Here is an 18,806-nt window from a genome sequence, read left to right as displayed (position 1 = left end):
GGGTTAAAACCACTCGATAGGGAGAATAATCGATGAACGAACTAATCACGCATATGGCCGGTCAGGTCACAGCCGGAAAAATGACCCGCCGCGAATTCATGGGGAAAGCCGCGGCTCTGGGTGTTTCAGCTGCGATGGCCAGCACAATGTTCGCGGACGCCGCTCGGGCTGCTGGACCGAAAAAGGGCGGTGATTTGAAATTTGGTCTTCAGGGTGGTGAATCCACTAACTCTCTGGACCCAGCGACCTACGCAAGCTCGGTTCCCTTTCAGAACGGCAAACAGTTTGGTGACCAGCTTGTTGAAGTTGCACCAGACGGCTCGATCGAGCCGCGTCTGGCGGAAAGCGTTGAAGGCAGCGCCGACGCTAAGGTTTGGACTTTCAAGCTGCGTCAGGGTGTCGAATTCCACAACGGCAAGACTATGACCAGCGAAGACGTGCTGAAAACCATGCAGCGCCACTCGAACGAAGACTCCAAGTCCGGTGCCCTGGGCATCATGAAGGGCATTGAGTCAATGAAAGCTGACGGCGACAACTTCCAGGTCACCCTGACCGAGCCAAACGCCGACCTGCCCTATCTGATGGCCGATTACCACCTGATCATTCAGCCTGATGGCGGTATGGATAATCCGGGGGCAGGTATCGGGACTGGACCGTACAAATTGGAAGTTGACGAACCCGGTGTGCGTCACTTGTTTACAAAGAACGAAAACCACTGGAACAGCGATTACGGCAATTTCGACAGTGTCGAAGTCATCGTCATCAACGACGCAACTGCGCGTACCGCTGCCCTGCAATCCGGACAGGTCCACGCGGTCAACCGCGTGGAACCCAAAGTTGCCGACCTGTTGGGCCGCGCACCCAACCTGACCGTACATTCTACCGCTGGTCGCGGTCACTATGTCTTCATCATGCATTGCGACACGGCACCGTTTGATAACAATGAACTGCGCACCGCGCTGAAATACGCCATCAATCGGGCTGACCTGGTAGACAAGGTTCTGCGAGGCTACGGTTCGATCGGTAATGATATGCCGATCAACGCGGCCTACCCACTGTTTGACGAAACAATCGAGCAGCGCGAGTTCAGTGTCGAAAAGGCGGCCGAGCACTACAAAAAGTCTGGCCATGATGGCTCGCCGATTATCCTGCGTGTTGCAGATGGTGCCTTCCCAGGTGCTGTCGACGCCGCAGCTCTGTTCCAGCAGACGGCCGCTCAGGCTGGTATCCCGCTGGAAATCAAACGTGAGCCCAACGATGGCTACTGGTCCGAAGTCTGGAACGTCCAGCCCTTCTGTGCGTCGTACTGGGGTGGTCGCCCTGTACAAGACCAGATGTATACTACCGCTTACCTGTCAACTGCGGATTGGAACGACACTCGTTTCAAAGTTCAGGCCTTTGACGATCTGTTGTTTTCGGCGCGTGCAGAACTGGATGCAGAAAAGCGCAAAGGCATCTATAGCCAGATGGGCCGTTTGGTCCGCGACGAAGGCGGCTTGATCTGCCCGATGTTCAACAACTTTGTTGAAGGCGTCAGTAATCAGCTGGATGGTTGGGAATCAGATCCGAACCAAGAGATGATGAACGGCAATATGTCCCGCAAAATGTGGTTCGTCTAAAACGGGCCACGGATCATGCATCCTATCATCAAACTGGTTTCCCAGCGCCTCGCGCTGGGACTCCTATTGCTGTTTGGCGCTTCGGCCCTGATTTTTGGCCTGACCGAAGCCCTTCCCGGAGACGCAGCGCAAGCCGTCCTGGGGCAGTCCGCAACTCCAGAGGCCCTTGCAAACCTGCGCGAAGAAATGGGCCTGAACCGGCCTGCCCTGACCCGCTATTTCGAGTGGCTGGGCGGTATCGTTCAGGGTGATCTGGGTCAGTCCCTGACCAACAAGCTGGACATTGCGGAAAGCATTGGCAAACGGTTGGGCAACACGTTGTTTCTGGCATGCGCCGCAGCCGTGGTTTCGGTTCCGCTTGCCATCTTCCTGGGCTTGCTGGCAGTTCGCTACCGCAACCGCTGGCCGGACAAGCTGATCTCTGCCATCACGCTTACGACAGTGTCGATACCAGAGTTTCTGATCGGCTACGTGGTGATCTACTATGTCTCGGTAAAGCTGGGCTGGTTTTCCTCGCTTGCGATGATCAACGACTCGATGTCATTCGGGCAAAAACTCAATGCGATCGCGTTGCCCGCTTTCGTGCTGACGCTGGTGGTCTTGGCGCAGATGATGCGCATGACCCGCGCGGCGATCCTCAACCTGATGCAGTCAGCCTATATCGAAACGGCGGAACTGAAGGGGTTGTCAAACTTTCAGGTCATTGCGCGACACGCCTTTCCGAACGCGATCTCGCCCATTGTAAACGTGGTGATGCTGAACCTGGCCTATCTGGTCGTGGGCGTTGTCGTGGTCGAAGTGGTGTTCGTTTATCCCGGCATGGGGCAATACCTGGTGGACTCGGTAACCAAACGTGACGTGCCGGTCGTGCTGGCGTGTGGTGTGGTCTTTGCCGCCGTCTATATCGGGCTGAACATGGTGGCCGATATCGTATCGATCCTGGCCAACCCAAGACTGAGGCATCCGAAATGATGAAAAATATTCCAATTTCGGCAATGATCGGTCTGTTGTTCACAGGTCTCTATTTCTTTGTCGCCTTGGCTGCACCGCTTATTGCGCCCTACGGTATGGCCGAAGTGGTTGGCGATGTGTGGGAGCCATCAAGCGCAGAACATCTGTTGGGCACAGACAATATTGGACGGGATCTGCTCACACGCATGATCTACGGCGGGCGCACGACGATCTTCATTGCGGCTGCGGCTACGATCCTCAGCTTTGTAACCGGCACGTCGCTGGGTTTGCTGGCTGCGGTTCTGGGCGGTTGGGCTGATCAGGTTCTCAGCCGGGCGGTTGACCTGGTCATGTCGATCCCGACGCTGATCCTGGCACTTGTCATTCTGGCCATCGTCCCGGTGACGGTCCCGATCCTGATCTTGGTGATGGGCCTTCTGGACGCGACACGCCCGTATCGTCTGTCGCGATCGGTTGCTGTCGACATCAACGTGATGGATTATGTCGAGGCCGCCAAATTGCGCGGCGAAGGCCGTGCCTGGATCATCTTCCGTGAAATCCTGCCGAACGCCCTGTCACCGCTGGTGGCCGAGTTTGGGCTGCGGTTCATCTTTATGGTCCTCTTCATCTCGACCCTTTCGTTTCTGGGGCTGGGCGTTCAGCCACCGCTGGCCGACTGGGGCGGCATCGTGAAGGAAAACAAGGACGGCATCGTGTATGGCATCGGCGCAGCTTTGTACCCGGCTGTGGCCATCGCGACGCTGGCGATCTCGGTCAACCTTGTTGCTGACTGGGTCCTGAACAGAACCACATCGCTGAAAGGAGGCCGGGGATGAGTGATACCCTTCTCAAGGTCCGTGACCTCAAGATCGGTGCAACCGTTTACCCACCGGGTGAAAAACCCCATGACATCGAAATCGTGCACGGGGTCAGTTTTGACCTCGAACGCGGCAAGGTGCTGGGGCTGATCGGAGAATCCGGTGCCGGTAAGTCCACCATCGGCCTCGCTTCCATGGCCTATGGCCGGGGTGGTGTTGAAATCACCGGCGGCGAGGTTTGGGTAAATGGGCGCGATATCCTGAAATCGTCACATGGCGATATCCGCAATCTGCGCGGGGGTGAGGTTGCGTATGTGTCGCAATCCGCTGCCGCGTCGTTCAACCCGGCCAAGAAGATCATGGATCAGGTTGTCGAAGCTGCGGTCGAGCACAAGAAGTTTTCGCGAAGAGAGGCCGAAGGCCGCGCGCGGGAACTTTTCGCCAAACTAGGCCTACCCGACCCGGATAATATCGGTGACCGCTACCCGCACCAGGTTTCAGGCGGACAGTTGCAGCGATGCATGACTGCGCTGGCGCTGTGCCCCGAACCCGATCTGGTTGTGTTCGATGAACCTACCACGGCGCTGGACGTGACCACGCAGATCGACGTGCTGATGGCGATCAAAGAAGCCATTCGCGATACCGGTGTTGCTGCTCTTTACATCACGCACGACCTTGCGGTCGTGGCGCAGGTCAGCGACGAAATCATGGTTCTGCGGATGGGAAATACGGTTGAATACGGGTCAACCGATCAGATCATCAACAACCCGCAGGAAGAGTACACGCAAGCTCTGGTCTCGGTCCGTTCGATCGAGCACGAGGAAAAACAGCCCACAGCGGAACCGCTGCTGAGCGTTGACGGTATCACCGCGCGCTACAAGGGATTGAATTTCGACGTGCTGCACAACGTCAATGTCGAGCTTCATCCGGGGCAGACGCTGGCAGTTGTGGGCGAATCCGGTTCTGGTAAGTCGACACTCGCCCGGGTGATCACCGGCCTGTTGCCGCCGCGCGATGGCGAGATTACGTTTGCCGGACGCAAGCTTTCGCCTGATCTTGCCGGACGATCCCGCGAGGACCTGCGCGAGTTGCAGATGATCTATCAGATGGCTGACGTGGCAATGAACCCGCGCCAGACCGTCGGCACGATCATCGGGCGCCCGCTGGAGTTCTACTTCAACATGCGCGGTGCCGAAAAACGCAAACGGGTTGTCGAGTTGCTGGACGAGATCGAGTTGGGCGAGAAGTTCATCGACCGTTACCCAGCCGAGTTGTCCGGTGGCCAGAAGCAACGCGTGTGTATCGCGCGGTCTTTGGCGGCCAAGCCCAAGATGATCATTTGTGACGAGGTGACATCGGCACTCGACCCGCTTGTGGCGGACGGTATCCTCAAGCTGCTGCTGGATTTGCAGAAGATCGAGGATGTGGCCTACCTGTTTATCACCCACGATCTGGCGACGGTTCGGGCGATCAGCGACAGCATTGCGGTGATGTATCAGGGACGCGTGGCGCGCTATGGCCCAAAGAGCCAGGTGCTCAGCCCGCCATTCGACGACTATACAGACCTTCTGCTGAGCTCGGTGCCCGAGATGCATCTGGGCTGGCTGGAAGAGGTCGTTGCCCATCGCAAAATGGAAAGCGCGGGGAACTGATCTCTGCGCCTGTAACATCACTTTGAAGAAATGGATTCCCGGCGTTTTGCATCTTGGTTGACGTCGGGAATTTATTATTTGGGACGCGATTTGGCAGGCGCATGGTTTCAACTCGCGTATCGTCCGCATGAAATACTCAGATCAAAAGGCCGAACCATGGACCGTAAACTACTATTGATCATCCTGGACGGAGTACCATACCGGAATTTCCGCCGCCTGTTCGGCAACCTCGAAGGCTGGGTCGACAGCGGCGAAGCTCGGGTGTGGAAGCACCGCGCGGTGCTGCCTTCAACTTCGGCCAGTTGCTATGCATCGATCCATACGGGCGTAACCCCGCAAGAACACGGCTGCACCGGAAACGGCAACGTTTTTCGCCTGAGCCACAAGGATATCTTTAGCCAGGTACGTGAGGCCGGCGGCGTGACAGGGGCAGTAACGCACAGTTTTTGGTCGCAGTTCTTCAACCGCCACCCGTTCGACTATGTCCGCGACGTCGAATATGACGAGCCAGAGAGCCAGACCATCAATCACGGTCGCTTTCACAGCATGACCGGTTACGGCAAAGACAATCAGATGACCCCGTCCGACGTCGATCTGTTTGCGACCCTGACCAATCTGTGTCTGCGCTTTGGGTTGGACTATGGCATCCTGCACACCTGCACACTGGACAGCATGGGTCACCGTTTCTATCACGACTGCGAGGAAATGGATCATGCCTGTTTTGTTGCAGACGAGATGCTGGCCCCGTTCATCCCACGCTGGCGCCAACTAGGGTATGAGGTGATCGTCACCGCCGATCACGGTCAGGACGAGCGCGGACACCACGGTGGGCGCAGCCCACTGCAACAGGAAACCGCGCTGTATTACTTCGGTGATGCCGACGGGCCTGACGCTGAAACCGTGATAGATCAGGTCCAATTGGCCCCGACCATTCTGAACCGTTTGGGTGCGCCCCTCGCAGAGACGATGAAGGCTAAGCCTTTCCTGAAGTAACTGGCTGGCGTCAGTCGTAGGGCCAGATTTCTTGCCCAAGCGCTTCGATTGCGATCGAAATCCGTTCGAAACTGTCTGCTGCGCGCTTTACCGAGGTTCGCGCGCGCAGGTACCCATGGACAAGGCCAGGTTCGTTGATCCAATGGGCCAGACCACCAGCTGCACTGATCCGCTCGCAATAGACCTTCCCGTCATCACGGAGCGGATCACAATCAGCGGTAATCACAACAGTAGGCGGCAGTTCCGAGAAATCATTGTCCTGTAAGGGCGCGTAAGTCGGATCGCCCTGAGGCGGGGTACCTGCGTATCGGACGGTTTCGTAGAATTTAATATCGTCCAGTGTCAGTAAAGGAGCATGGGCGTGGTCAAGATATGAACCGCGCGATTGGTCTCCGCCAAAACCGGGGTAGATCAGCACCTGCCCCAGTATATTGTCCAGCCGCCCGCGCGCATGGTGGGCGATAGCTGCTGCCAGATTTCCTCCCGCACTATCCCCGGCCAGGACAAGCGGGTCGCCATACTCAGCCACCGCCCATTTCACAGCCGTCCAGCAATCTCGGAACTGCGCCGGATGCACATGTTCAGGGCACAGCCTGTAGTCAACTGAAACGACGCGGTATCCCGTTTGGGCACAGAACTCGGCACAGACATCATCATGGCTGTCCAGCCCGCCAACAACAAACCCGCCGCCGTGGAAATAGACGATCGTTCGGGTCGGTTGCCCGGATGTATAATGGCGGACCGGCACCCCATCGGCGAACAGGTCCTGAGTTTCGACACCGGCAGGGCGCGGTTGGCGAAATTTCTTGCACATCGCGTCATAGACGCGACGCTGGTCCTCGATGGACAAATCGACCGCATCATCGGGATAGCTTTCAGCCGTGCGGCGTATGAACGCCCAGGTTTCTTCGTCGATCAGGCGTTCATAGTCCATTGTTCCTCCAACTTATTCGGACCACTCCCAGGGTCGGGTATATGCGCCCAGGGCTTTCGCGACATCGTCTTCCGAAGATCCGTTCGCGTCAAGCTGCGCGACAAGGCCACGCTTCTTATCGTCGATCACCAGAACAACCCGCGAAGCGAGGCCCGCAGCTTCAAGAGCGCCATTGTATATGCGGGTGATGGCCTGTTTGCGCAGGTCCGGCTTGAACACCTTGCCGACGGCTGTTTTCGGCAACTCATCAAGAATGGTAATGTGCTTGGGTTGCGCGGCACGCTCATGCACGTGAACCTTGCAATATTCCAGCAGCTCATTTTCAGTGACCGACGCCCCATCGACCAATTCGACATAGGCGCAGGGCACTTCGCCCGAATGCGCGTCCGGCTGGCCGATCGCCCCCGCGAAGGCAACCGCATTGTGACCCAGCAGCGCCTCTTCGATTTCGGCAGGATCGATATTGTGACCACCGCGAATGATCAGGTCCTTGGCGCGACCAGTGATCCAAAGGTAGCCGTCTTCGTCAAACCGTCCCAGATCGCCCGTACGCAGGTATTTGTCAAAGTGATAAAGACCAATGTTCTTGTCGGCCTCAGTATACGTGTTGCCTGCGTACACACCGGGGTTCGAGATGCAGATCTCACCAATCTGATCAGTGCCGCACTCTGTCGGCCCATCCGGCCCATCCAGCAGGATTTTGACATCCGTATAGGGGAACGGAATACCGATCGAACCGATCTTTTTCTCGCCATCCACGGGGTTGCACGAGACCAGACAGGTGGCCTCGGTCAGGCCGTAGCCTTCGACGATGGTGACGCCCGTCGCCTCTTCGAAGCGGCGGAACAACTCCACCGGCAGCGGCGCCGAACCCGAAAAGGCGGTTTTCACACTTGAGATATCTGCGTCCACCGGGCGTTGCATCTTGGCTGATATCGCGGTTGGAACAGTGATGATAAAGCTCACCTTCCAGCGCTCGATCAGCTTCCAGAAATTGTCGAATACACCGTCACCGCGATAACCTGCAGGTGTCGGGAATATCACATGCGCACCCGACGACACGGCGGCCATAACGATCACATGCACTGCAAAGACGTGGAACATCGGCAGCGGGCACATGATGACGTCATTCTCGTCAAACAACAGTGTTTTGCCCAGCCAGCCGTTGTAGATCAGGCCCGAGTATTTATGCTGCGCCACCTTGGGCATCCCGGTGGTCCCACCAGTGTGGAAGAAACAAGCAACGCGATCGTCCTTGCTGTCCTCGAATGTCAGCGTCGTTGGTTGCTTAGCGAGTTCCTTGTTGAAACTCTTGTAGTCCGCATGTGCCAGTTTTTCCTTTTCGCCCATCTTGGGGCGCAGGAAGGGAACCAGCCACGATTTGGGCGGCGTCAGGTACCGATTCAGGTCAATTTCCAGAATGGTGTTGACCTTGGGCGCGTGGCGCACCGCCTCTTCCACCTTCTGGGCAACATCCGTTTTCGGGAAAGACTTCAATGTAACAACCACTTTGGCGCCTGTCTCACGCAGGATCGCCGCAATCTGCTCGGGCTCCAGCAGCGGATTGATCGGGTTCACAATCCCCGCAACTGCACCGCCCATCATGGTAATCAGTGTTTCGTTACAGTTTGGCAGCACATAGGCCACCACGTCTTTTTCACCCACACCCAGCGAACGAAACAGGTTTGCCGCCTGATTGACCTTGCCCAGGAGTTCAGACCAGGTCAGGGTTTCGGCTTTGTCATTGGGGCCAGAAAAAAGCTGAAAACTGATGGCATTGTGGTTCGGGAACTTCCCCGCCGTGCGCGACAGGAGCTGATGGAAGGTGACAGGCAGATCCCGATCCTCCCACGACATTTCCTGTTCCATGCGCGTCTTGTCTTCCAATCCCACAAAGGCCATGTGGTTCCTCCCGTTTTTCTCCCGTGTTTTTGCACGAGCTTGTTGTTCGCAACCAAGATGGAAGCAAAACAACCCTCGCGCAAGCGAGGCCTTAGCCTTCAAAGGGGGTAAAATGTAGAATGACGCTACGGCGAATTGACAAATGCCCGCGCGTCACTCCTATTCTGCCGCAACGCCATCTGTGAACTGCAGTCGTGCAAGGCGTGCATATAGCCCATCTTGGGACACCAGATCATCATGACTGCCCTGCGCCACGATACGGCCTTCTTCCAGCACGACAATACGGTCGGCTTTCTTTACGGTCGCCAATCTGTGCGCAACAATCAGGGTCGTGCGGCCGGCACGCATCTGATCCACGGCGCCCTGCACCGCACGTTCACTCTCCGCATCAAGGGCCGAGGTCGCCTCGTCCAGCAGCAGCACGGGTGCGTCGCGTAAAATGGCGCGGGCGATTGCGATACGCTGTTTTTGCCCACCCGACAGCATGACACCGCGTTCGCCGACAAAACTGTCATACCCATCGGGCAAGGCGGCAATGAAATCATGTGCGATGGCGGCACGGGCTGCGGCTTCTACTTCGGCATCCGTTGCGTCCAGACGACCGAAGCGAATGTTTTCGCGGGCTGAGGCGGCAAAGATCACCGGATCCTGCGGCACCAAAGACATATACTTCCGGAAATCTGTGCGATCCAATTCCCGCAGATCATGGCCATCCAACATCACCCGGCCTGAGTTCGGGTCATAAAACCGTTGAATCAATTGAATGATCGTCGTCTTTCCCGCCCCTGACGGCCCGACAAAGGCAACGGTCTCGCCCGGGTTTACCTGAAGCGACAAGTGATCCAGCGCGATTGTATCAGGGCGCGCGGGATAGCGAAAACTGACATCTTCGAACCGGATTTCGCCTCGGACGTCCTTTGGCAAAGGAGCGGGGTTAACGGGGTCCGAAACCGTATCTTCGGCATTCAGCAATTCGACAAGACGCTCGGTGGCTCCGGCTGCGCGCTGAAGCTCGCTCCAAATCTCGGACAGGGCCGCAACAGAACCCGCCATGATGATCGAGTAGATCACGAATTGAATCAAAACGCCTTCGGTCATCACACCGTTGCGCACGTCATTTGCACCCATCCACAGAACGCCGACGATACCTGAAAATACCAGAAAGATCACAATCACCGTCAGCACTGCACGGGTCTGAATCCGACGCAGTGAAACAGTATAGGACATCTCGGTCATCTCATCGAATTGCTGGCGGCTGGCTTGTTCGTGGGTAAAGGCCTGCACGGTCTGCACCGCCCCCAATGCCTCGCCCGCGTTTCCGGATGACGCAGCGATCCAATCCTGGTTTTCACGGCTGATAACGCGCAAACGCCGGCCCAGAATCAATATCGGCACCACCACCACGGGGATAAGCAGCAAGACAAGCCCGGTCAGCTTGGCCGAGGTCAACAGCATCAGAACCAGCCCGCCGATAAACATCAGCATATTGCGCAGCGCGATGGAAACGGATGAGCCAAGAACCGATTGGATGAGTGTCGTGTCGGTGGTGATCCTGCTCAACACTTCACCGGTCATGATGCGTTCGTAGAATTCGGGGCTCATGCCGATCACACGATCAAATACAGCCTTGCGGATGTCAGCAACCACACGTTCCCCCAACCGTGTGACCAACGCATATCTGATGCCGGTTCCCGCAGCCAGAACAGCGGCAATGCCCAACGCTGCCAAAAAGTACCAGTCCAGCAATTCACCGTCCTGAATGCGGAAATTGTCGACAACGCGTCGCACGGCCAATGGCAGGGTCAGCGTCATGCTGGCTGTCAGGATCAGCGCCAGTGTCGCCCCGATCATCAATAGCCTGTAGGGTTTCATGAAAGGCCAGAGCGACCGCAGCACCCCGATCTTCCTTGAGCGGGCCCGCTCTTCGCTAGCGCCAGGAGCCGCTGATTGTGCTGGTTTATTGGCGGTCTGTCTTGCCATGTCCGGCCCTTGTGTATTGAACGCTACAAAGTGAACGCTTTCTTGGCCCCAGCCGCCGTTCCGGTCAAGCATTCCTGCCAGAAACAGCCAACCATAAGGGCCATTTGACGCAGAAATCAGTGGGGATTGGAGCGGGTAGACGGAATCGAACCGACATAGCCTGCTTGGAAGGCAGGGGCTTTACCATTAAGCTATACCCGCAAATGGTTTGCGCTGGTTAAGTCATGCGCCGGGGCGCGTCAAGCGGGAAGTGTGAAAATTCGCGCGACCAAAACCGTGATATTTCCCGGTGGATGTACGGCCTTCAATCGTGACTGCGGAATATCCGCGTCGAGGAGAAAAACCGCTCAAGTTCCTCGATGCGTTCCTTGCTTTCTTCCCACCGTGCCTCTTGCACTTCAGCGATCAGGGTTTCCGATATCAGCTGTAGCGCTATTGTTGAATCCCAGCTGGATGGCGCCTCGACCAGTGCGTGAAAGGTGTAGTTGGCGGTCTTGCCTATCGGTGATCCCCATTGGTCGGTGAACAGGATAACCGTCACACCGCGGCTTGATGCGACCTGCGCCAATTTCTCGAGATAGGCCTCGTATCGGCGGATATCAAAAATCACCAGAACCGAGGTTTCATCCATATCAAGCAGGTACTGCGGCCAAACGTTTGCCGAATTGCCCAGCATCGTCACATTGGGTCGAATAATCTGCATGTGATTGAACAGATAGTCCGCATTTGAACGCGTGATACGCCCGCCCACGACGTAAAGATGGCGATCCGTATTTGCCAGAAGCTGGGCAACGGTGTCGAACATCTCTTTGTCCAGACGTTCCAGCGTGTGGCGCATATTTGTCCAAACAGCCTGCGCAAACCGCGTTGTGGGATGCTCCGCCGCGTCATCCACAACCCAGGCATCCCGTTTCGAGATCGGCTTTTTGATCTGTGCCGCCACCTCTTCTCGCAGGGCGTCCTGCAGGGCGGGAAAACCGTCGAAACCCAGCTTGCGTGCCATACGTATGACCGTCGGGGTCGAGACCTGCGCGGCAGCGGCCAGCTTGGTGATCGATTGCAAGCCGGTCATTGGATAATCCTGCAAAAGTACCGAGGCCAGCTGCCGTTCTGACCGTGTCAGATCGTCAAGCTCTTCCTGTATCCGCTGTTTGACAAGTTTCGCAACGGTGGCCATCGGCACCTTCATTTCTCAAATTTTTTACAGGATATGATTGTTTGTAATTTTGTCTACAGTAATTTTCTTGACAGGTCTGAGGTTGCTGTAACAAATGCTTCTTATGCACCACGATTCCGAGACACCAATGCTACTACCAACCGAAGCTCCAGCAGCCCGCGCGCAGAATGCCAACGGCCGGGCGCAGTGCGTTTTGGTATGCGAACATGCTAGCCGATTCATCCCAGCGTCATTGAACGGATTGGGCCTGACTGAGGACGCAGCATTGTCTCATGCAGCATGGGATATTGGCGCATTGGCGCTTTCGGTCGAACTGACGAAGGCCTTGGACGCGCCGCTGGTTCATTCCTGCATCAGCCGACTTGTTTACGACTGCAACCGCTCACCTGAACGTGCAGATGCAATGCCGCAGGTAAGCGAAGTGTTTTCCATCCCCGGCAACGAAAGCCTGACGGACGCTCAACGTGCCCAAAGGATCCGCGAGGTTTATGAGCCGTTCAAACAATTGTTGTCGTCTACTCTGGACGCGCGGGATCGGCCGCCTGTCGTTGTCACGATGCACAGTTTCACGCCCGTCTACAACGGTAAGACCCGATCAGTCGAATTGGGCATTCTTCATGACGAAGACGACAGGGCGGCCCAACTTATGCTGCAATGCGCCAAGAACTCGGGTCTGAAAGCCGCGTTGAACGAACCTTACTCTGCCACGGATGGCGTCACGCATACGTTGCAGGAACATGCGATCAGTCGGGGGCTTCCGAATGTCATGGTCGAGGTTCGAAACGATCTCATCGACACTCCAACGGGAGTAGACCGCATTGCCGGGATCCTGACGCCGATCCTGCAAACGGTCATTAATGCGTATTCGCACACAGAGGCGAAACAATGAGAGTTGAGGTAACGAGATGAAGTTCTTGCGGGGCTACGTGGCGGTCATTGACCGAACGAACCGCTGGATCGGGCGCGTCGTCATGTACGGCATATTCGTCATGATGGGTATTCTGTTCTGGTCTTCGGTCTCGAAAACTTTTTTCGTGCCGTCGCTCTGGACGCTCGAGATGGCTCAGTTCGCCATGGTGGCCTACTACATGCTTGGTGGCCCTTATTCGATCCAGATGGGGTCGAACGTGCGAATGGACCTGCTTTATGGTGAATGGTCTCATCGCCGCAAGGCCTGGACGGATGCCTTCACGGTTGTATTCCTGATCATTTATCTGCTCATCTTGCTGTGGGGTGGATGGGACAGCCTGATGTATTCATTCCAATATGGTGGAGAGCGCAGCGCGACGATCTGGCGGCCCTACCTGTGGCCGGTCAAGCTGATCATGGTTATCGGCATCTTCCTGATGTTGCTGCAGGCCGTTTCCGAGTTGTTCAAGGATATCTTGCGCCTGTGCGGCGACGATATCCCGCGCGAGGTAATCTGATGTCATACGAGATGATTGCCTTGCTGATGTTCGCATCAATGATGCTTATGATGCTGACCGGCCAGCGCGTCTTTGGTGCAATCGGCTGTGTCGCTGTGGTTTCGGCCTTGTTCCTATGGGGGGATAGGGGCGGCTACGACTTGGGTTTTGCCGCTGCGATCAAAGTCATGAAGTGGTACCCGCTGCTGACACTGCCCATGTTCATCTTCATGGGATACATCCTTTCCGAAAGTCGGATCGCAGACGACCTTTACAAGATGTTCCATGTCTGGATGGGCGGCTTGTCCGGTGGTCTGGCTGTCGGAACCATCGGGCTGATGGTTTTGATCTCGGCAATGAACGGGCTGTCCGTTGCAGGAATGGCAATCGGCGCTACGATCGCCTTGCCGGAATTGCTGCGCCGGAACTATGACAAGCGCATGGTGACCGGCGTCATTCAGGCCGGATCATCCCTTGGGATTCTGGTGCCACCATCCGTTGTTCTGGTTCTTTATGCCATGATCGCGCGGCAACCCGTTGGCCAGCTATGGCTTGCCGGAGTGATACCCGGGCTGATGATGGCGGCCATGTTCATCATCTACATTGTCATCCGTTGCCGCATCAACCCGTCGCTCGGCCCGGTCCTGCCCGCGGAAGACCGCGACATTCCGTTGCGAGAAAAGCTGCTGCTGTTGCAAGCCGGATTGTTACCCTTGGGCATTTTCATGGTGATGATGGTCCCTTTTGTTAACGGCTGGACTTCGTTGGTGGAATCCTCCGCCATCGGCGCCACCACGGCCATGCTGGCTGCCTTTCTGAAAGGACGGCTGACACGCACGGTTTTCGAGAATTCAATTCGGCACACCCTCGGCATCTCGTGTATGTTCATGTGGATCATTCTAGCGGCTCTGGCTTTTGGCGCTGTCTTCGACGGGTTGGGTGCGGTCAAGGCAATCGAAAGCCTGTTCACCGAAAAACTGGGTCTTTCCCCGTGGATGATCCTGGTTCTCATGCAGCTCAGCTTTATCCTGATGGGTACGTTTCTGGACGATACTGCCATGCTGGTTATCGTCGCGCCGCTTTACGTTCCGTTGGTGGGTGCGCTTGGTTTTGATCTTATCTGGTACGGCGTGCTTTATACGATCACCACGCAGATCGCATACATGACGCCGCCATTCGGCTATAACCTGTTCCTGATGCGCGCGATGGCCCCCCCGGAGATTTCGCTGCGCGATATCTACAGTTCGATCGTTCCTTTTGTTCTGGTGATGGTCTGCGCCTTGGCCATAATCATCATCTTTCCTGAAATCGCGCTTTGGCTGCCGAATTATGTCTATGGAAATTAAGTCACAAGACCCCGGCAAGGGGCGAAGTTCAGCAAGACTAAACAGAGGAGAAAGACAATGACTACAAGACGCAGATTTCTAAGTTCCGCCGGTCTGGCGGGGGCCGCCACACTGGCATCTCCTGCGATCGTCAAAGCGCAATCCGCCATCAAGTGGCGGTTCCAGACCTATGCCGGTGGCGCATTGGGCGAACATGTGACCAAGCCAGCCATCGATTACATCAACGCCAATGCCAATGGCGAACTTGAGATCGAACTGTTCTATGCGGACCAGATCGTTCCGACAGGTGAACTGTTCCAGGCCCTGCAACGCGGCACGATTGACGGTGTGCATTCAGACGACGATTCCATGGCTTCGCCTACTCCGCTGCGTCAGTTCGGTGGTTATTTCCCCTTCGCCACCAAGCATATTCTGGACGTTCCGGTGCTGTTCAACCAGTACGGTCTGGCTGATATCTGGCGCTCGGAATATGAGAAGGTTGGCGTGACGTGGCTGTCGGCAGCGGGTCAGGACCCCTGCAACTTCAACACCAAAAAGGAAATCAAGAGCCTTGGCGACCTGGATGGGCTGAAGCTCTATACCTTCCCGACGGCCGGGCGTTTCCTGGCCAAGTTTGGTGTTGTGCCGGTCAATATCCCTTACGAAGACGCGGAAGTGGCGGTACAAACCGGTGAGTTGGACGGAATGGCCTGGTCGGGCATCACTGAAGATTACACTGTTGGCTGGGCCAATGTGACCGACTATTTCCTGACCAACAACATCTCAGGCGCGTGGATCGGGTCCTGGTTTGCAAACCAGGAACGCTGGGCCGAGTTGCCTGACCACCTGAAATCGGTTGTGATGGCAGGTGTCGAAGCAGGCCACACCTATCGTAACCAGTGGTATTGGGGCGGCGAAGCGGCCTTGCGCGCGAATGGTGACAAACTGCAGCTGCGACAGGTTCCGGCGGCAGAATGGAAAGAAGTGGAAAATGCCGCTATCGAATTCTGGGACGAGGTCGCACAGGAAGGCGAAATTCACCAGAAGATCGTTGGCATCTTCCGTGAGTACAACTCGGTCATCAACCAGGCCGGCGCTCCTTACACATTCGATTGATATCAAAACAGGGGCGCTGTCATGCGGCGCCCCTACTCAACGCATGAGGTTTGTTTCATGACCGCAACTCTGACTTTCGAAACCCTGAAATCGCTTGTCGCAGACGGCGCGATCGACACTGTATTGGTTTGCATGGTTGACATGCAGGGTCGGTTGATGGGCAAGCGTTTTCATGCAGGTCATTTTGTGGCTGGCGCGTGGGAAGAGACCCATTGCTGTAATTACCTGCTGGCCACGGATCTCGAGATGGCGACGCCGGATGGGTATGCCTCGACCAGTTGGGAGCGGGGTTATGGCGACTATGTGATGAAGCCAGACCTGAGCACATTGCGCCCGGTGCCCTGGCTGGAGGGCACCGCGATGGTGATGTGCGATATGCTGGATCACCACACCCATGAGGAAGTGCCACATGCGCCGCGCTCGATCCTGAAAAAGCAGGTGAACCGCCTGAAGGCGATGGGGTATGAGGCGATGTGCGCCACCGAGCTGGAATTCTTCCTGTTCGCGAAAAGCTTTGATGCGATCCGCAAGGAAGGGTTCCGCGATTTGGAGCCGATCTCGGGGTATAACGAAGATTATCACATTCTGCAGACCACCAAGGAAGAGCATGTGATGCGTCCGATCCGGAACCACCTGTGGGATGCGGGTATTCCGGTCGAGAACACCAAAGGTGAAGCCGAGGCCGGACAGGAAGAACTGAATATCAAATACGCGCCTGCGATGGACACGGCAGAGTATCACTCGATCGCCAAGAACGCGGTGAAAGAGATCGCCTGGCAGCAGGGTCATGCGGCGACCTTCCTGCCGAAATGGCATCATGAAAGGGTTGGCAGCTCGTCGCACGTGCATCAGTCGCTTTGGGCGGATGGCAAACCTGCCTTCTATGATGCCGGGGATGAACTGGGCATGTCGGCGCTGATGAAAAGCTATATGGCCGGCCTGCTGAAATACGCCGCTGATTACACGTATTTCATGGCGCCGTACATCAACAGCTACAAGCGGTTCATGAAGGGCACCTTTGCGCCGACGCGGATCATCTGGTCGGTAGACAACCGTACGGCAGGGTACCGCCTGTGCGGGGATGGCACCAAGGCGATACGGGTCGAGTGCCGTATTCCGGGATCGGACATGAACCCTTATCTGGCGATTGCAGGGATGCTGGCGGCCGGGATCGCGGGGATCGAAGAAGGGCTGGAGTTGCAGCCGCCGACCAAAGGCGATGTCTATCAGGGAGAGACGGGAAAGATCCCGGGTACTTTGAAGGATGCACGCAACGCTTTGCACGGATCACAGATGCTGCGCGCGGCCATGGGCGATGACGTTGTCGATCACTATACCCGCGCGGCTGAGGTCGAAATCGAGGAATTCGAACGCGTGGTAACCGATTGGGAAATTGCCCGCGGGTTTGAGCGGGCTTGAGATGGAGGAAGCGAGGGGCCGGCCCCTCGCGCACCCCGGGATATTTATGGCCAGATGAAGCAGGGATCCTGCTCTCTTTAGAGATGGAGTGACTATGGGGCAGATGTTGCAATGTGTCTCGCCGATCGATGGATCGGTATTTGCCGAACGAGAAGTACTGTCTCGGGATGCTGCGTTTGAAATTGCTGACCGTGCGCGGGCGGCGCAGGCCGGATGGGCAGCGCGTCCGTTGCAGGAGCGGATTGATCTGGTGATGGCGGGCGTCGCGGCGGTCGGCGCGATGAATGATGAGATTGTTCCGGAACTGGCCCATATGATGGGCCGCCCGGTGCGCTATGGCGGCGAGTTTGGGGGATTCAACGAACGCGCCAGCCATATGGCAAAGATCGCCGAGACGTCACTGGCAGATATTGCCGTGGGCGAGGATGAAACCTTCAAACGCTATATCAAGCGCATTCCGCATGGGGTGGTCTTTGTAGTTGCGCCCTGGAACTACCCCTACATGACGGCGATCAACACGGTGGCCCCCGCTTTGATCGCGGGCAACACCGTTGTTCTGAAACACGCGACCCAGACCTTGGTGGTTGGTGAGCGGATGGCGCAGGCGTTCCATTCGGCGGGTGTGCCTGAAGACGTGTTCCAGAACGTGTTCCTCAGCCACGACGTGACCAATGATCTGATCGCGGGCAACGCGTTCGACTTTGTGAACTTCACCGGTTCGGTTGGTGGCGGTCAGGCCATGGAGCGTGCGGCGGCGGGGACTTTTACGGGCGTCGGAACTGAACTGGGCGGCAAGGATCCGGGTTATGTTATGGACGACGCCGATCTGGACGCGGCGGTTGACACGCTGATCGACGGCGCAATGTTCAATTCAGGCCAATGCTGCTGTGGGATCGAGCGTATTTACGTTCACGAAAGCCTTTATGACGACTTTGTCGCCAAGGCCGTAGACATCGTGAAGGGATACAAGCTGGGCAATCCGCTGGACACCGAAACCACGATAGGCCCAATGGCAAATGTGCGTTTCGCTGACGAGGTGCGCGCACAAATTGCCGAAGCGGTTGAGGCCGGCGCGGTCGCACATATCGACCCCTTCCCCGAGGATGATGGCGGCGCGTATCTGACGCCGCAGATCCTGACCAATGTCACCCATGATATGCGGTTGATGCGGGACGAAAGCTTTGGCCCGGTGGTGGGCATCATGAAAGTGTCCTCGGATGCCGAGGCCATCGCGCTGATGAATGACAGCGAATTTGGCCTGACTGCCAGCCTTTGGACCCGCGATGTGGACCGAGCGGCGCGTGTGGGCGACCAGATCGAGACCGGCACCGTCTTCATGAACCGGGCCGACTATCTGGATCCTGGCCTGTGCTGGACCGGTTGCAAGAATACCGGACGCGGCGGTGGTCTTTCGGTCATCGGCTATCACAATCTCACCCGTCCAAAATCCTACCACCTGAAGAAGGTCACGGGCTAAGGACGACGGCCTGCTCGGGTCTGACCCCCTCGCCCGA

Annotated in this window: 15 protein-coding genes and 1 tRNA gene; 11 read left to right on the top strand and 5 right to left on the bottom strand. The window is 56.7% G+C overall.

Annotation, left to right across the window (positions count from 1 at the left end):
* Window positions 1–32: 32 nt before the first annotated feature.
* The 5 genes from ACR0ES_RS04740 to ACR0ES_RS04720 all read left to right on the top strand — a co-directional run bounded on the left by ACR0ES_RS04740 (window position 33) and on the right by ACR0ES_RS04720 (window position 6,033).
* Entirely contained in the window at window positions 33–1,619 is a 1,587-nt protein-coding gene (locus ACR0ES_RS04740; RefSeq protein ID WP_480869718.1) for an ABC transporter substrate-binding protein, read from the top strand.
* A 15-nt stretch (window positions 1,620–1,634) separates the two neighbouring features.
* The gene (locus ACR0ES_RS04735) at window positions 1,635–2,591 is read left to right on the top strand and encodes an ABC transporter permease (RefSeq protein ID WP_209504642.1); all 957 of its coding nucleotides are present in this window, start codon (window positions 1,635–1,637) and stop codon (window positions 2,589–2,591) included.
* A complete protein-coding gene (locus tag ACR0ES_RS04730; RefSeq protein ID WP_480831456.1) occupies window positions 2,591–3,406 on the top strand; it encodes an ABC transporter permease in 816 nt (271 codons plus the stop codon). The genes ACR0ES_RS04735 and ACR0ES_RS04730 overlap by 1 nt, the downstream gene beginning before the upstream one ends.
* Window positions 3,403–5,040, top strand: a complete 1,638-nt coding sequence (locus tag ACR0ES_RS04725) for an ABC transporter ATP-binding protein (protein WP_480506186.1) — start codon at window positions 3,403–3,405, stop codon at window positions 5,038–5,040. The genes ACR0ES_RS04730 and ACR0ES_RS04725 overlap by 4 nt, the downstream gene beginning before the upstream one ends.
* A gap of 156 nt (window positions 5,041–5,196) precedes the next feature.
* Window positions 5,197–6,033, top strand: a complete 837-nt coding sequence (locus ACR0ES_RS04720; RefSeq protein ID WP_267364868.1) for an alkaline phosphatase family protein — start codon at window positions 5,197–5,199, stop codon at window positions 6,031–6,033.
* 10 nt (window positions 6,034–6,043) lie between these two features.
* Here the strand turns inward: ACR0ES_RS04720 and ACR0ES_RS04715 are convergent, their stop codons facing one another.
* The 5 genes from ACR0ES_RS04715 to ACR0ES_RS04695 all read right to left on the bottom strand — a co-directional run bounded on the left by ACR0ES_RS04715 (window position 6,044) and on the right by ACR0ES_RS04695 (window position 12,026).
* On the bottom strand, window positions 6,044–6,967 hold the full coding sequence (locus tag ACR0ES_RS04715) for an alpha/beta hydrolase (RefSeq protein WP_480773137.1): 924 nt from the start codon (window positions 6,965–6,967) through the stop codon (window positions 6,044–6,046).
* Window positions 6,968–6,979: 12 nt separating this feature from the next.
* A complete protein-coding gene (locus tag ACR0ES_RS04710; protein ID WP_480869716.1) occupies window positions 6,980–8,869 on the bottom strand; it encodes an acyl-CoA synthetase in 1,890 nt (629 codons plus the stop codon).
* 159 nt (window positions 8,870–9,028) lie between these two features.
* Window positions 9,029–10,849, bottom strand: a complete 1,821-nt coding sequence (locus tag ACR0ES_RS04705) for an ABC transporter transmembrane domain-containing protein (RefSeq protein ID WP_480869714.1) — start codon at window positions 10,847–10,849, stop codon at window positions 9,029–9,031.
* A 127-nt stretch (window positions 10,850–10,976) separates the two neighbouring features.
* Window positions 10,977–11,050, bottom strand: a tRNA-Gly gene (locus ACR0ES_RS04700).
* A 103-nt stretch (window positions 11,051–11,153) separates the two neighbouring features.
* Window positions 11,154–12,026, bottom strand: coding sequence for a MurR/RpiR family transcriptional regulator (locus ACR0ES_RS04695; protein ID WP_480482048.1), 873 nt, complete (start codon window positions 12,024–12,026; stop codon window positions 11,154–11,156).
* A gap of 94 nt (window positions 12,027–12,120) precedes the next feature.
* Here ACR0ES_RS04695 and ACR0ES_RS04690 point away from each other — a divergent pair, with 94 nt between their 5' ends.
* From ACR0ES_RS04690 to ACR0ES_RS04665, 6 genes are all read left to right on the top strand, one after another.
* Entirely contained in the window at window positions 12,121–12,915 is a 795-nt protein-coding gene (locus ACR0ES_RS04690) for an N-formylglutamate amidohydrolase (protein ID WP_480869712.1), read from the top strand.
* 16 nt (window positions 12,916–12,931) lie between these two features.
* Complete coding sequence (locus ACR0ES_RS04685) at window positions 12,932–13,453, top strand: TRAP transporter small permease subunit (RefSeq protein WP_480475706.1); 522 nt, start codon at window positions 12,932–12,934, stop codon at window positions 13,451–13,453.
* Window positions 13,453–14,778 (top strand): TRAP transporter large permease, encoded by a 1,326-nt coding sequence (locus tag ACR0ES_RS04680; RefSeq protein ID WP_267367377.1) that lies wholly within the window; start codon window positions 13,453–13,455, stop codon window positions 14,776–14,778. Before ACR0ES_RS04685 ends, ACR0ES_RS04680 begins: the two co-directional genes overlap by 1 nt.
* 57 nt (window positions 14,779–14,835) lie before the next feature.
* Window positions 14,836–15,873, top strand: coding sequence for a TRAP transporter substrate-binding protein (locus tag ACR0ES_RS04675; RefSeq protein ID WP_209504652.1), 1,038 nt, complete (start codon window positions 14,836–14,838; stop codon window positions 15,871–15,873).
* A gap of 57 nt (window positions 15,874–15,930) precedes the next feature.
* Window positions 15,931–17,292: a glutamine synthetase family protein gene (locus tag ACR0ES_RS04670; RefSeq protein ID WP_267364712.1), complete on the top strand. Its 1,362-nt coding sequence runs from the start codon at window positions 15,931–15,933 to the stop codon at window positions 17,290–17,292.
* A 94-nt stretch (window positions 17,293–17,386) separates the two neighbouring features.
* Window positions 17,387–18,769 carry an aldehyde dehydrogenase family protein gene (locus ACR0ES_RS04665; protein WP_480869710.1) on the top strand — a complete coding sequence of 461 codons (1,383 nt, stop codon included), beginning with the start codon at window positions 17,387–17,389 and terminating at the stop codon, window positions 18,767–18,769.
* The last annotated feature ends 37 nt before the right edge of the window (window positions 18,770–18,806 follow it).

It is taken from the genome of Ruegeria sp. N7 (assembly GCF_056531345.1).
Note: the sequence above shows the minus strand (reverse complement) of the source record. Positions and strands in the feature narration are given on the sequence as shown.